The sequence below is a fragment of the Mycobacterium kiyosense genome, assembly GCA_021654635.1.
Taxonomy (GTDB): domain Bacteria; phylum Actinomycetota; class Actinomycetes; order Mycobacteriales; family Mycobacteriaceae; genus Mycobacterium; species Mycobacterium kiyosense.
On sequence record AP025179.1, the window covers coordinates 2,960,654 to 2,974,866 of the forward strand.

General features: G+C 67.1%; 13 protein-coding genes and 3 pseudogenes. 8 read left to right on the top strand and 8 right to left on the bottom strand.

What is annotated here, in order from left to right; all coding sequences use genetic code 11:
- Nucleotides 1-11 precede the first annotated feature (11 nt).
- Nucleotides 12-1,274 (top strand): MFS transporter, encoded by a 1,263-nt coding sequence (locus L6444_RS14025; RefSeq protein ID WP_236983487.1) that lies wholly within the window; start codon nt 12-14, stop codon nt 1,272-1,274.
- A gap of 1 nt (nt 1,275) precedes the next feature.
- On the opposite strand, the gene L6444_RS14030 is transcribed toward L6444_RS14025, so the two are convergent.
- The gene (locus tag L6444_RS14030; protein WP_236983489.1) at nt 1,276-2,562 is read right to left on the bottom strand and encodes a competence/damage-inducible protein A; all 1,287 of its coding nucleotides are present in this window, start codon (nt 2,560-2,562) and stop codon (nt 1,276-1,278) included.
- A 167-nt stretch (nt 2,563-2,729) separates the two neighbouring features.
- Here L6444_RS14030 and L6444_RS14035 point away from each other — a divergent pair, with 167 nt between their 5' ends.
- The gene (locus tag L6444_RS14035) at nt 2,730-2,996 is read left to right on the top strand and encodes a hypothetical protein (RefSeq protein ID WP_236983491.1); all 267 of its coding nucleotides are present in this window, start codon (nt 2,730-2,732) and stop codon (nt 2,994-2,996) included.
- Between the two features lie 79 nt (nt 2,997-3,075).
- Here L6444_RS14035 and L6444_RS14040 read toward each other — a convergent pair whose 3' ends face one another.
- Complete coding sequence (locus tag L6444_RS14040) at nt 3,076-3,381, bottom strand: MTH1187 family thiamine-binding protein (RefSeq protein ID WP_236983493.1); 306 nt, start codon at nt 3,379-3,381, stop codon at nt 3,076-3,078.
- Between the two features lie 55 nt (nt 3,382-3,436).
- On the opposite strand from L6444_RS14040, the gene dtd reads away from it, so the two are divergent.
- Nucleotides 3,437-3,868 carry a D-aminoacyl-tRNA deacylase gene (gene dtd / locus L6444_RS14045; RefSeq protein WP_236983495.1) on the top strand — a complete coding sequence of 144 codons (432 nt, stop codon included), beginning with the start codon at nt 3,437-3,439 and terminating at the stop codon, nt 3,866-3,868.
- A gap of 17 nt (nt 3,869-3,885) precedes the next feature.
- A pseudogene (locus L6444_RS14050) lies at nt 3,886-4,791 on the top strand (class I SAM-dependent methyltransferase); the annotation flags it as partial.
- On the opposite strand, the pseudogene L6444_RS14055 reads toward L6444_RS14050, so the two are convergent.
- From L6444_RS14055 to L6444_RS14065, 3 genes and pseudogenes are all read right to left on the bottom strand, one after another.
- Nucleotides 4,723-5,819, bottom strand: a pseudogene (locus tag L6444_RS14055) (alcohol dehydrogenase catalytic domain-containing protein). The pseudogenes L6444_RS14050 and L6444_RS14055 sit on opposite strands and share 69 nt — an antisense overlap.
- A gap of 7 nt (nt 5,820-5,826) precedes the next feature.
- Complete coding sequence (locus L6444_RS14060; protein ID WP_236983497.1) at nt 5,827-7,770, bottom strand: flavin-containing monooxygenase; 1,944 nt, start codon at nt 7,768-7,770, stop codon at nt 5,827-5,829.
- A 105-nt stretch (nt 7,771-7,875) separates the two neighbouring features.
- Nucleotides 7,876-8,610, bottom strand: a complete 735-nt coding sequence (locus tag L6444_RS14065; protein WP_236983499.1) for a glucose 1-dehydrogenase — start codon at nt 8,608-8,610, stop codon at nt 7,876-7,878.
- Nucleotides 8,611-8,753: 143 nt separating this feature from the next.
- Here L6444_RS14065 and L6444_RS14070 point away from each other — a divergent pair, with 143 nt between their 5' ends.
- Nucleotides 8,754-9,884: a nitronate monooxygenase gene (locus L6444_RS14070; RefSeq protein WP_236983501.1), complete on the top strand. Its 1,131-nt coding sequence runs from the start codon at nt 8,754-8,756 to the stop codon at nt 9,882-9,884.
- 42 nt (nt 9,885-9,926) lie between these two features.
- On the opposite strand, the gene L6444_RS14075 is transcribed toward L6444_RS14070, so the two are convergent.
- The 3 genes and pseudogenes from L6444_RS14075 to L6444_RS14085 all read right to left on the bottom strand — a co-directional run.
- A complete protein-coding gene (locus L6444_RS14075) occupies nt 9,927-10,145 on the bottom strand; it encodes an Rv1893 family protein (protein ID WP_236983503.1) in 219 nt (72 codons plus the stop codon).
- Nucleotides 10,146-10,216: 71 nt separating this feature from the next.
- Complete coding sequence (locus tag L6444_RS14080; protein WP_236984123.1) at nt 10,217-10,504, bottom strand: hypothetical protein; 288 nt, start codon at nt 10,502-10,504, stop codon at nt 10,217-10,219.
- 33 nt (nt 10,505-10,537) lie between these two features.
- Nucleotides 10,538-10,933: pseudogene (locus L6444_RS14085) on the bottom strand (hypothetical protein); the annotation flags it as partial.
- A 363-nt stretch (nt 10,934-11,296) separates the two neighbouring features.
- Here L6444_RS14085 and L6444_RS14090 point away from each other — a divergent pair.
- Genes L6444_RS14090 through L6444_RS14100 form a run of 3 tightly spaced genes read left to right on the top strand, consistent with a single transcriptional unit; the run spans nt 11,297 to nt 14,206 of the window.
- Nucleotides 11,297-12,589: a cytochrome P450 gene (locus tag L6444_RS14090; protein ID WP_236983505.1), complete on the top strand. Its 1,293-nt coding sequence runs from the start codon at nt 11,297-11,299 to the stop codon at nt 12,587-12,589.
- A 17-nt stretch (nt 12,590-12,606) separates the two neighbouring features.
- A complete protein-coding gene (locus tag L6444_RS14095; RefSeq protein WP_236983507.1) occupies nt 12,607-13,620 on the top strand; it encodes an alcohol dehydrogenase catalytic domain-containing protein in 1,014 nt (337 codons plus the stop codon).
- Nucleotides 13,621-13,645: 25 nt separating this feature from the next.
- The gene (locus L6444_RS14100) at nt 13,646-14,206 is read left to right on the top strand and encodes a YceI family protein (protein WP_236983509.1); all 561 of its coding nucleotides are present in this window, start codon (nt 13,646-13,648) and stop codon (nt 14,204-14,206) included.
- Nucleotides 14,207-14,213: the final 7 nt, after the last annotated feature.

A 14,213-nucleotide genomic window follows, 5' to 3' on the forward strand; every position in this document is an offset into this window, starting at 1 on the left:
ACGATTCACACGTGACACGACAGCGGCTGACCAGTGACCAGCGCAATTCGTTCATCGCGGCGTTTCTGGGCTGGACCATGGACGCCTTCGACTATTTCATCGTCGTGCTCGTCTATCAGGACATCGCCCAGACGTTCCACCGCAGCAAGACCGAGGTCGCATTCGTCACGACGGCCACCCTCGTGATGCGGCCGGTCGGCGCACTGCTGTTCGGATTGTGGGCAGACCGGGTCGGCCGGCGGCTGCCGTTGATGGTCGACGTCGCGTTCTACTCGATCGTCGGATTCCTGTGCGCGTTCGCGCCCAACTTCACCGTGCTGGTGATCCTGCGTCTGCTCTACGGCATCGGCATGGGTGGCGAGTGGGGGTTGGGTGCCGCGCTGGCCATGGAGAAGGTGCCCACCGAGCGGCGCGGCTTCTTCTCCGGACTGCTGCAGGAGGGCTACTCGTTCGGCTACCTGCTGGCCACCGTGGCGTCGCTGGTGGTGATGGACCTCTTCGGCCTGTCGTGGCGCTGGCTGTTCGCGCTGAGCATCATCCCGGCGCTGGTCAGCCTGATCATCCGCTACCGCGTCGAGGAATCCGAGGTGTGGGAGGCCGCCCAGGACCGGATGCGGCTGACCAAGACCAGGGTGCGCGACGTGCTACGCGACGCGAAGGTCATCCGGCGGTTCTTCTATCTGGTGCTGTTGATGACCGCGTTCAACTGGATGAGCCACGGCACCCAGGACGTCTACCCCACTTTCCTGAAAGCGACCACCGATGGCGGCGCGGCGTTGTCCAGCCCTACCGCCCGGTGGATCGTGGTGGGCTACAACGTCGGCGCCATCGTCGGCGGCCTCGTGTTCGGCACGCTGTCGCAGCGATTCGGGCGTCGCTACACCATCGTGTTCTGTGCGGTCCTGGCGCTGCCGATCGTGCCGGTGTTCGCCTATTCGCGGACCGCCGCGATGCTGTGCCTCGGCTCGTTCCTGATGCAGCTATTCGTGCAGGGCGCCTGGGGCGTAATCCCGGCGCACCTCACCGAGATGTCGCCGGATGCGATCCGCGGTCTGTATCCCGGAGTGACTTATCAGCTGGGAAACCTGTTGGCGGCGTTCAACTTACCGATCCAGGAACACCTGGCCGCGACCCACGGCTACCCGTTCGCGCTGGCGGCGACGATCGTGCCGGTGCTGACGATGGTGGCGTTGTTGACGTTCATCGGCAAAGACGCCACCGGGATCAAGTTCGGCAGCGCCGAAAGTTCTTTTCTGCCGGTGGAAGCGTCCTGAGCTAGGGCCCACTCAGCGCGCGCAGCAACATGTGCATGGCCACCGTGGTCGAACGCTCCCGAACGTCGGAGCGGTTTCCGGGCAGCCTGATGGTCCGCGTATCACCGCCGCCCTGCGCGGAGGCGACGGTGAAACACACTGTGCCCACCGGCTTTTCCGGGGTCCCACCGCCCGGCCCGGCGATTCCGGTGATAGCGACCGCGATGTCGGCGCCGAAGCGTTGCAGGGCGCCGGCCGCCATCGCCTCGGCGACCGGTTCGGAGACAGCGCCGTGCTGCTCGATAAGGGCCGGGTCGACGCCCAGCAGTTCCGCTTTGGCTTGGTTGGAGTAGCTGACTACGCCACCCATGACGTAGTCGGACGATCCGGCGCGTTCGGTGAGTCGTGCCGCCAGCAGCCCCGCGGTGCAGGACTCCGCGGTGGCGATCTTCCGCCCGGCCAGCAGCCGCGCGACCAGGTCGTCGACGGTGGAACCGTCTTCGGAGTAGAGCTGATGGCCGTGCTTGTCCCGCAGCAGCTGCGTGAGCTGCTGATACGCGCCCGCGGCGGCCGGCTCATAGCGTGTGACCATCTCGACCTCGCCGCCGCGCAGGCAGGTGGTGATCTCCAGCGCAGCGAAACCGGGGACGGTGGTCTCGGCTTCGCGCAGAGTCTCGGCCAGCCCTGATTCGGGCAGCCCGAACATCCGTAGCATCTCCTGCCGATAGATGGTGCGGCCGGCGATCGCCTGTTGCGCTGCCGGCGTTTCCAGGGCCGTGTGCCACATCGGTTGCAGTTCTCGCGGCGGGCCGGGCAGCACGATCACCGCGGGCGTGCCGGGTACCACCACGCCGGGTGCGGTACCCACCGGATCGAGCACCTGTGCCCCGGCGGGAACCATCGCCTGCTTGCGGTTGGCGGCCCGCACCGACTCGAAAGTCCCTGGATCCAAAGCGGATTGGAATGCAGGATTGCGCGACATCAGCTTCTTCAGGATGTTGGCGATCTTCTCCTCGACCACCTCGTCGAGGACCAGCTCGCGGTCGCAGAACCGGGCTACCACCTCCACGGTCATGTCGTCGGCCGTCGGGCCCAGCCCACCGCTGGTGACGATCAGGTCTACCCCCTGATCGGCCAGGAAGCGCAATTGCGCTTCGATGTCGGCGGGGCGGTCGCCGCAGATGGTGATGTGGGCCAGCTCGACGCCGAGGTCGAGAAGGCGGTCGGCGATCCACGGGCCGTTGCGGTCTTGGACCCGTCCGGTGAGAACCTCGGTGCCGGTTACCACGATGCCTGCGCGTGCGCTCACGACGTGAGCCTACGCAAGGTCGGCGCGAGCGCCTCGCGTGGATAGCGGGCGCTGCTCAGCTCAGCCGGGGCTACCCGGCTGACCGGGCTGCCCCGGCAGACCAGGTTGGCCTGGCTCGCCCGGTTGGCCTGGCTCGCCTGGTTGGCCCGGCTGGCCTGGCTCCCCGGTTGGCCTGGCCGGCCACCGGCGCCGCCCGGACCGCACCGCCCGGGTTGACCGCCGGGGCCGCCGGCCCCGCCGTCGCCACCGCGCCCGCCGTCACCGCCGCGGCCGCCGTCGCCACCGCGTCCACCGTCACCACCGCGGCCGCCGGCTCCGCCCGCTCCGCCGGCCCCACCTGCCCCGCCGCGTCCACCGGCACCGCCTTGCCCGCCAACGCCACCCAGGCCGGCGCTGCGTTCGTCCCCGGTCATTCGGTCGGTACCGGTCGGTGAGCGGTCATCAGAAGGCCTCCTTGTGCCTGGTGCGGGTCGACCCGTGTCACGCTACGCGCCGGCCTGACATCGATTGGCCCTAACCGTCGGCGAGGTACCGCTCGATCGACTCGACCTTGTGTGTCATCGCGTCGCTGACACCGGTGCGCCAATCCGCCTTGATGACCGTGCTGACCCGCGGTGCCCTGGCAGCGACGGCTTCCACCGCGCGCTGCACCACAGACATCACCTCGTCCCAGGTGTCGCCCTCGATCACGGTGAACATCGCATCGGTCTTGTTGGGCAGCCCGCAATCACGCACCACCCGAACGGCTTCGGCGACGATCTCGCCGACACCCTCCCCCACGCCCAGCGGGGTTACCGAAAACGCGACCAAGACAGACATCTGGCGAGGGTACCCAGCCCGCCACCCCGGAGCCCAGATGGCAGCATCGGAGCCCATGCGAGCTCTGGTGCAGCGAGTCACGTCGGCGGCGGTGTCGGTGGACGGCAAGGTCGTGGGCGCCATCCGGCCCACCGGGCAGGGCCTGCTTGCGCTGGTCGGTGTCACCCACGACGACGACGCCGACAAGGCGCGGCGGCTGGCCGAGAAGTTGTGGAACCTGCGCATCCTGTCAGAGGAGATGTCCGCGGCCGACGTCAACGCTCCAATCCTGGTGATCAGTCAATTCACTCTCTACGCCGACACTGCCAAGGGCCGGCGCCCGTCGTGGAACGCCGCCGCGCCCGGCGCGGTCGCCGAGCCGCTGGTCGCCGAGTTCACCGCGGCGCTGCGCGGACTGGGTGCCACGGTGGAAACCGGGGTGTTCGGCGCCCACATGCAGGTCGAGCTGGTCAACGACGGGCCGGTGACAGTGCTGCTCGAGCTGTGACGGGTACGTTCTGGGCTATGACGCCAACCAATTTCGGCTCGCTACGTTCCGACGACGACCAGTGGGACATCGTCAGCGGGGTCGGCTACACCGCGCTGCTGGTGGCGGGCTGGCGTGCACTGCATGCGCTGAGCCCCCGACCGCTGGTTGTCGACGACTTCGCCACCCTGTTCATCGAGGCCACCGCCGACCCTTATCTCACCGGTCTGCTGGACAACCCCGGGAGCTCGCAGGACGAGACGACCTTTCCCCGCCTCTACGGCGTGCAGACCCGATTCTTCGACGACTTCTTCACCGCCGCCGCCGACACCGGAATCCGGCAGGCGGTGATCGTCGCCGCCGGCCTGGACTCACGTGCCTACCGGCTTCAATGGCCGCCTGGCACAACGGTTTTCGAAGTAGATCTACCGAAAGTGCTTGAGTTCAAGGCGCGTGTGCTCTCCGAGCGGGCCGCGGTGCCGACCGCCGACCGCGTGGAGGTGGCCGCCGATCTGCGCACCGACTGGCCCGCCGCGTTGAGCATGGCCGGCTTCGATCCGGGACGGCCCAGTGCCTGGTCGGTGGAGGGTCTGCTGCCCTACCTGAACGGCGATGCGCAGCAAGCGCTGTTCAGTCGGATCGACGAACTGTGCGCCGCGGGCAGCCGGATCTCGACGGGCGCGCTGGGGTCCTGCCTGGACCGGGAGCGACTCGCGGAGTTGGAAGAGGACCACCCGGGCGTCAGCATGTCCGGCGAGGTCGACTTCTCCGCCCTCACCTACGCCGATTCCGTCGACCCGGCCGGATGGCTGGGCGCGCACGGCTGGGCCGTCGAACCGGTGCGCACCAACCCCGAGCTCCAGCGGCGCTACGGGCTAGTCCCGTCGGAAATCGACGTCAAACTCGACGCCTTCATGCACTCGCAGTACGTCACCGCGACCAAAAGCTAAGGGCGCAAAAGGATCTTCACGTCCTCACCGGAGCGTGACGCGGCCGTCGCGTAGGCCGTCGCCGCGTCGGCCAGCGGCAGCGTCGCAGTGAAGATGCCCTCGACGTCCAACCGGCCGGACTGCAGTAACGGGATGAGTTCCGGCCAGGTGCGCTGCACCGGCGCGGTGGTCCAGCGCACCGTGATGCTGCGGATCAGGCAGCCCAGCGCCGGGAACGGAAAGGGTTGCAGGTCATGCACCCCGACCACCGAGACGGTGCCGCCCGGCCGCACCGCGAACAGCGCGTCGGTGAGCGAGGCGTCGGTGGCGACGGCGTCGATGACCGCGTCGGCGCCGCGACCGCCGGTGGCAGCCGGGACCGCCTCGACCGCCGGCGGCTCGATCGGGGTGGCGCCCCAGCCGGCCGCCCGCTGTAGCCGGCCCGGCACCCGGTCTACCGCGAAAACCGTTGCCGCACCCTGGGCGAACGCACTGCGCAGCGCACACAGACCGACCGCACCCAACCCGATCACCACGACGGTGCCCCCGTACGGGATGTCGGCGCGTTGCGCGGCGGCCCAGCCGGTGGCCAGGTTGTCGGTGAGCAGCAGCGCCTGCTCGGTGCTGATGCCCTCGGGAATCTTGCGGGCCTGGAAGTCGGCTGCGTGCACGGCGAGCAGGTCCGTCTGGGCGCCTGGCAGCACGCCGCCGCCGAAGATGTTCAGACCGGAGTGACACATCACCGGGTCGTTGGTGGCGCACCCCGGGCACGATCCGCAACCGGCCACCGACGACACCATCACCTCGTCGCCGACCTTTAGGGTGCGTACGTCGGGTCCGGCTGCCACGACCGTGCCGACGGCTTCATGGCCCAGCGCGATCGGCTCGGCCAGCGGATAGTCACCCTCGTAGAAGTGCAGGTCGGACCCGCAGATCCCGGCGGCGCTCACCGCGACGATCACCCCGTCCGGGCCGGTCAGTGCCGGATCTTGCCGGGTGTCCACCCGGATGCTGGCCGGCCCGTCCACGACTACCGTACGCATTGGGTGCTCACTTTCCTTTTGTCACAACGAAATTGGACCAATCGGGTTCGCGTACCGCAGCCCAGTATTCGTTGAGGCGCCATGGGCTGACGGTGTGGATCTCGCCGTCGGCGTTCTTGAAATAGGAGTACTTGACCGCGGGGTGCGACCACACCATCTTCTTGATCTCGGTTTGGGTGCGTCGATGCCAGTCGGTGGCGGCCTCGGCGGTGGGCTCGATGGCGGTGATGTGCCGTTCGGCCATGTGCTGCAGGCACAGGTTGATGTAGCGCATCTGGAGTTCGGATTGGAAGATCAGGCTGCCGCCGTGGGCCAGGTGGGTACCCGGCCCGTAAATGAGGAACAGATTCGGAAAGCCCGGAACCGTGACGCCCAGGTAAGCGTACGGCCGGCTGCCCCACACCTGGCGTAGATCAATTCCGTTGCGGCCCTTGATCTTCAGCGGCCACAACACGTCGGTGTGGCGGAATCCGGTGGCGTAGACGATCACGTCCACCTGGTGGGTGACGCCGTCCTCGGTGACGATGCCGCGCGGGGTGATCCGCTGGATCGGCGTGCGCACCAGTTCGACGTTGTCGCGCTGCAGCGTCCGCAGCCAGCTGCCGTTGTCCTGCAGGGTGCGCTTGCCGGTGGCTGGATAGTCGGGCAGCACCTTGTCCACCAGGGGGTCGCCTTCGGGTATCTGACTGGTGATCCACTGGCTGAACATCACCCGGGCGGCGGCGTTGATGTCGCTGACCGCATAGTCCCCCCGGCCTTCCGGATCGACGTAGTCGGGGTCGCCTTGCGCGGCATCCAGACCTTTGTCGGCGCCCGGCCACAGCAGCAGGAACCGGTACCAGCGCCCGTAGCAAGGCAGGTGGTCCATCGCCCAGCGCACCCCGTCGGGAACCTCGTCGTGGTACATCGGATTGGGAAACATCCACTGTGCGGTGCGCTGGAACACCGTGAGCTGCTCGACCTGGTCGGAGATCGCCGGTGCGATCTGAAACCCGCTGGCACCGGCGCCGACCAGGGCGACGCGCTTGCCGGTCAGGTCGACGGAATGATCCCAGGCCGCGGAGTGGAACGACGGGCCCTCGAACGTGTCGGCGCCGTCGATGTCGGGCAGCGCCGGTCGGTTCAGCTGGCCGACCGCGGTGATCACCGCACGCGCCTGCACCGTGTCTTCGGTGCCGCCGGCGCAGCGCACCCGGACCGTCCAGCTGCCCGACTCGTCGTCCCATTCGGCTCCGAGAACCTCGGTGTTCCAGCGGGTGTGCGCCGTCAGGTCGTGCTTTTGCATGACCTTGGTGAAGTAGTCCCGCAGCTCGGGCTGCTCGGCGAAGAAGTGCGTCCAGTCGTTGTTGGGTTCAAAGCTGTAGCAGTAGAAGTGATTCGCCACGTCCACCCGGGCACCGGGATAGCTGTTCTCCCACCAGGTTCCACCCGGGCCGGCGTTCTTTTCGATGATGGTGAACGGAATGTTGGCTTGTTTCAACCGGATTCCGGCCAAGATGCCGGATTCGCCGCAGCCGATCACGATCACCGGAAAGTCGGCCATGTGCTCGGCCGGCAGGGCGACGGGGCGGCGCGGGTCGGCGCCCTCGAGGTCCATCTCCTCGCGGGCCAGCGGCAGGTAGTCGTCGGGAACGTGTTCGCATGCCGCCCAATCCATCATTTCCCGGATCAGGTCATCGCTGAGCGGCTCGGGTTCGGGACAGCCGCGGTCGCGGTAGTCGACGATCACCGGCAGCGCCTCGGCGCGGGCGCGGGCCTTGTCCTCTTCGGACATGAAGCCCTGGACCTCGTTGAGGAACACGCCCATCTGCTTGAAGTCGCGGATGAACCGTGCGTCGCCGGTGATGTGCACCAGCGACAGCAGCAGCGTCGGGATACTGACGTCCTCGAGCGCGGCGGCGATGTCCGCGGTGGAGGTGGTGAAGGGCTTCCCGGCGTAGCGACTGCGCATCGAGGCCGATCCTTTCGGTGGGATTCTCAATTACGCTACTCCACGTTTCGTAATTGCGGCATTACGCTACCCCGCGGCCGTGTAACGGATCAAGAGCACCCGCTACTACTTGTGCGACACGTCCTCCACCAGTCCCCCGTCGACCACGAATTCGGCCGCGGTGGCATACGACGACTCGTCGCTGGCCAGGAACAACACGAACGACGACACGTCCTGCGCCTCCCCCGCGCGGCCCAGTGGAATGTTGAGCGCGTCCTGGGGCAGCTTGGCCGTCATCTCGGTGCGAATGAAGCCGGGGTGAATCGAGTTGACCCGAATGTTGTTGGGCGCCAACTCCAATGCCGCGGATTTGGTCAGCCCGCGCACCGCCCATTTCGACGTCACGTAGCCGTGCACCCAGGCGGCGCCGCGCAGGCCCTCGATCGAGGAGATGTTGATGATGGATCCACCGCCCGCGGCGATCATCGGGTCGACGACGGCTTGCAGGCCCAACAGGGTGCCGGTGACGTTGACGTCGAGGACCCGTTGCCACTTGGCCAGGTCGAAGGTCTTCAGCGGCCCGTAGTTGATGATGCCGGCGTTGTTGACCAGTACGTTCAGCGTGCCGAACGTGTCGACGGCCGTCGCGGCCGCCGCCGCCCAGTCCGCCGGTTGCGTCACGTCGAGATGCACGAACCGGGTGGCATCACCCAGCTCGGCGGCCAGCGCCCGGCCTTCGGCATCGAGAATGTCCCCGATCACCACCTTGGCGCCCTCGGCCACCAGCAGCCGCGCGTGCGAGGCTCCCATCCCCCGAGCTGCGCCGCTGATCAGTGCAACTTTCCCGGCCACGCGTCCCATGACGGCCGACGCTACCGTAGGGCGGCGTGCTGAACGGCGTTAGTTGCCAGGTGCCGAACCTGACTGGTCTGGCTGTGCCCGTCCGTACTAAACTAGAACACGTTTCAATTCTTCCGCTTCGGTCAAGCTTCTTAGGAGCAGGCATGCATACCGCGATTTGCGACGAGCTCGGCATCGAGTTCCCGATCTTCGCCTTCACCCACTGCCGCGATGTCGTGGTGGCGGTCAGCAAGGCCGGTGGCTTCGGCGTGCTGGGAGCGGTCGGCTTCACGCCCGAGCAGCTCGAGATCGAACTCAACTGGATCGACGAGAACATCGGCGACCACCCCTACGGCGTCGACATCGTCATCCCGAACAAGTACGAGGGCATGGACTCACACCTGTCGGCCGAGGAGCTGGCCGAGACGCTGCGCAAGATGGTGCCCCAGGAGCACCTGGACTTCGGCAAGAAGATCCTGGCCGACCACGGTGTCCCGGTCGAGGACAGCGACGGCGACACCCTGCAGCTGCTCGGCTGGACCGAGGCGACCGCCACCCCGCAGGTCGAGGTCGCGCTGAAGCACCCGAAGGTGAAGATGATCGCCAACGCGCTCGGCACCCCGCCGGCCGACATGATCAAGCACATCCACGACGCGGGCCTCAAAGTGGCGGCGTTGTGCGGCTCCCCCTCGCAGGCACGCAAGCACGCCGACGCCGGCGTCGACATCATCATCGCCCAGGGCGGTGAGGCCGGTGGGCACTGCGGCGAGGTCGGCTCGATCGTGTTGTGGCCGCAGGTCGTCAAGGAAGTGGCGCCGCTGCCGGTGCTCGGCGCGGGCGGCATCGGCAGCGGACAGCAGATCGCCGCCGCGCTGGCGCTGGGTTGCCAGGGCGCCTGGACCGGCTCGCAGTGGCTGATGGTCGAAGAGTCCTCCAACACCCCGGTCCAGCAGGCGGCCTACGTCAAGGCGGGCAGCCGCGACACCGTGCGCAGCCGGTCGTTCACCGGGAAGCCGGCCCGAATGCTGCGCAACGACTGGACCGAGGCCTGGGAGCAGCCGGAGAACCCCAAGCCGCTCGGGATGCCGCTGCAGTACATGGTCTCCGGCATGGCCGTGCGCGCCACCAACCGGTATCCGAACGAGTCCGTCGACGTGGCATTCAACCCGGTCGGTCAGGTGGTCGGTCAGTTCACCAAGGTGGAGAAAACCGCGACGGTGATCGAGCGCTGGGTTCAGGAGTACCTGGAAGCGACCACCAAGCTCGACGAACTCAACGCCGCCGCCAGCGTCTGACGGCGGCGCGGTTGGTCAGCGCTGCACTGAGGTCACTCGAACTCAGTCGAGCTCCTCGTCCTTGCCGGTGAAGACCTCTTTCACCCGGTCGACGGCGTCGGTGGCGATGTCCACGGAGCTCTGGACGATGCCGCTGGCACCACCGGCGACGTCACCTTTGAGGATGGCGGTGACGTTCTCGACGATGTCTGCGGATTTTTCGACCGTGTTCACCGCGATGTCGCGCACCGCATCGACGGCATCCTTGGGGTCGAAAGCCATGAGAGTCTCCTATTCGTTGAAGGATGATCTGACTGTAGAGCCCGGGGAAGTCGACTGACGAGTGACGAACGTCAGTAGTTGACCAGAGTTCGCCAGTATTCCTCCGGAATCTCACCGCCGGACCGCAGGATTCGCGCCAGCCCGGCGGCCATCGCGATTCCGAGCAGACCGAGCCATAATCCTGCCAGCCCGATCAGCCACCACAGCACGCTGGTGACCGTCGGCCATGGCGACAGCACGGCCAGCACCGGCGCGAAGAAGAAACCGCACCCGATGTACCACGCGGAGCCCGCCCGGTCGGAAGCCAGGACGAACCGCAGCCATCGCGGGACGGGTTGCGGGTCAGGTGCGTCGCTCATTGTCGCCGGCCACGGATCGGTCAGGGCTCGGGCGGGGAAGAATCCTGCCCCGGTGAACCATCCCTCTTGCCAGCCCTGAGCGCCCAGACACAGCATCGGCAACCCGGCCGGCGACTGCGCCGCGACTTTCGGTCCAGGGCACGGCGCGCCGATCTGCTGGACGCCGCGCAGCGGGTAGGAGATCACCCAGTACCCGGTCTCGGCCGGCGGGAACTGATTGGGCGGCGGGAAATGGCAGGCCTCGGCCTGACCGCTGGGGCCGCGGCCGAAGATGAAGCGCTCGTAGTTGTCGCACGGCGCGCCCAGCGACGCGTCGTAGTTCATCCCCGGCACGTCGCCTTCCCAGCGTCCGTTGTCGGCACCGGCCACCGGCGCCAGTCCGATCGCCGTACCCGTGACCGCGGCGGCGGTGAGCAGTTCGCGAATCATCAAGTTCCCCTTCGTGGCACCGGTGTTCACCGATGAGCATAACGATTGCCGCCGACGCCACAAGGCCACATCGTGGATCACGACCGCCTTTGCCGAAGACGATGCAGTGGACGTCAGGTTGCCCGACGCGACGACCGGAGCGGATCGTTAAGTGCCCGCGCACCCGGCCAGGTCGAGTGCGCCGAGGTCGACGACGGGTGCCCGCTGCGCTGCGACACCGGATTGAATGACTTTGCTGTGTGCGCGGCAGCCGCGTGCGGGCGCCGATGCGCCCCGGCCCGTTTCCCGCCAATGCTTCCCAATGGCGGTGTAGCAATGGAGTATTGGCACCAGACAACCACCGGGACTACAAAGGAGTGGGCCTTGTCAACGACGCACCCAGCCGCCGAAGCGCACGTCACGCCGAACCTGCCGCCCGGATTCGACTTCACCGATCCCGATATCCACGCCGAGCGGCTGCCCGTCGAGGAGCTCGCCGAGCTGCGCCGTACCGCGCCGATCTGGTGGAACGAGCAGCCGTTCGGAGTCGGCGGTTTCGACGACGGCGGCTTCTGGGTGGTCACCAAACACAAGGACGTCAAAGAGATTTCCCGGCGCAGCGACGTCTTTTCCAGCCTGGCGAAGACCGCGCTGCCGCGATACAAGGACGGCACCGTCCAAGAGCAGGTCGACCGGGGTAAGTTCGTCCTGCTCAACCAGGACGCCCCGCACCACACCCGGTTGCGCAAGATCATCTCCCGCGGTTTCACCCCCCGCGCCGTGGAGAGGCTGCGCGACGACCTCAACGAGCGGGCCCGCCGGATCGTCGAGGTCGCGGCGGCCCGAGGCTCCGGCGACTTCGTCGAGCAGGTGTCCTGCGAGCTGCCGCTGCAGGCCATTGCCGGGCTGCTCGGCGTCCCCCAGGAAGATCGGATGAAGCTGTTCCACTGGTCGAATCAGATGGTCGGTGACCAGGACCCCGAGTTCGAAAACAACGACGCCATCACGGCTTCGATGGAACTGATCATGTACGCCATGCAGATGGCCGCCGACCGGGCTCAGAACCCCGGCGAGGACATCGTCACCAAGCTGGTCCAGGCCGACGTCGACGGCCACAAGCTCTCCGACGACGAGTTCGGTTTCTTCGTGATCCTGCTCGCGGTGGCCGGCAACGAGACCACCCGCAACTCGATCACTCAGGGCATGATGGCGTTCACCGACTTCCCCGACCAGTGGGAGCTGTACAAGCGGGAGCGCCCGGTGACCACGGCCGACGAGATCGTCCGGTGGGCTACCCCGGTCACCTCGTTCCAGCGCACCGCCCTGCAGGACTACGAACTGTCCGGTGTCCAGATCAAGAACGGTCAGCGGGTGGTGATGGTCTACCGGTCGGCGAACTTCGACGAGGAAGTGTTCGACGACCCGTTCAGCTTCAACATCCTGCGCGACCCCAACCCGCACGTCGGGTTCGGCGGCACCGGAGCGCACTACTGCATCGGGGCCAACCTGGCGCGGATGACGATCGATCTGATGTTCAACGCGATCGCCGACGCCATGCCCAACCTGGAATCGGTGGGCAAACCCGAGCGGTTGCGCTCGGGCTGGCTCAACGGCATCAAGCACTGGCAGGTCGACTACCATACCGATGGCAGTGCGAAATGCCCGGTGGCACACTGATATTCGCTGAGTAGCCAATGTCGACACACAAAGCAGTGCACGTCGCGGCGCCGGACGCATCCTTGGAACTGACCGACGTCGAAACCGTCACGCCCGGTCGTGGCGAGGTACGCATCGCCGTCTCCGCATGCGGAATATGCGGCACCGACCGCCATTTCGTGCACGGCGGCTTTCCCGACATGACTTGGCCGTTCACCCCGGGGCACGAAATCGCCGGAACCATCGCCGAACTCGGTCCCGGCGTCGACGAGTTCGCGGTCGGCGACCGCGTTGCGGTCGGCTGGTTCGGCGGCAACTGCAGCCACTGCGACCCTTGCCGCAAGGGCATTTTCATCCACTGCGCCAACATGAAAGTGCCCAGCTGGCAGTACCCCGGCGGCTATGCGGAGTCGGTGACGGTCCCGGCCTCTGCGCTGGCCCGGATTCCCGCCGGGCTCTCCGACGTCGAAGCCGCCCCGATGGGCTGCGCGGGCGTCACCACCTACAACGCGCTGCGGCACACCAAGGCGCTGCCCGGTGACCGGGTCGCCGTCCTCGGGGTCGGTGGGCTCGGCCACCTCGGTGTGCAATTCGCCCGGGCGATGGGCTTCGAGACCATTGCCATCGCGCGCGGTGCCGACAAAGCCGAAGACGCCAGAACCCTGGGTGCGCACCACTACATCGACTCCACCAGCTGCAACGTCGCCGAGGCGCTGCGCGGCCTGGGCGGGGCGGCGGTGGTGCTGGCCACCGCCGGCAACTCGGCGGCCATGGCCGACACGATCGGCGGGTTGCTGCCCCAGGGCGAATTGGTCGCCATCGGAGTGACGGCCGACCCACTGCCGATCAGCCCGATGCAGTTGATCACCCCCGGCCTGCGCGTCACCGGTCATCCGTCCGGAACCGCCAAAGATGTCGAGGAGACAATGCATTTCGCGGTCCTGTCGGGTGTGCGGGCGTGGGTCGAGCAGCTACCGCTGGCGCAAGCTGCCGAGGGCTTTGCGGCGCTGGAGCAGGGGCGCGCGCATTACCGCACCGTCCTGACCATGTGACACCGCGCGCGAGTACAGTTCTGCCGTGGCTGCTGATGAGTATGTGTCCTGGTCCATCGATGCTGCGGACGGTGAGTTGCTTCTGCACACCGGCGTCGCGGGGCGCGCGGCGCGGATGGGGCATCGGCTCACCATCGCGATGACGAGGTGGCGGGCGGAAGTGAACTGGGTCGGCGGCGAACCCGATACGGCTGAGCTGGTAGTCGAAGTCGATTCGTTCGAGGTGCTGCGCGGCGAGGGCGGCGTCAAAAGCCTGTCCGGGCCGGAGAAAACCATGGTGCGCGCGAACGCATTGAAATCGTTGTCCGCCAGTCGATTTCCCGAAATCCGGTTCGCCGCCGACTCGATCGAGTCGACCGACTCGGGATACCGATTGAGCGGAACGCTGCACATCTGTGGCAAATCCCGTGCGCACCAGGTTGAGCTACACACCGAGGATCTCGGCGACTCCTGGCGAATGTCCGCCGAATCCGTAGTGCGCCAAACCGATTACGGGGTCAAACCGTACTCGATGTTCATGGGGTCGTTGCAGGTCACCGACGAGGTCACGGTGTCCTTCACCGCTGTCCGGCACAAAGACCAGTGACCGCCGC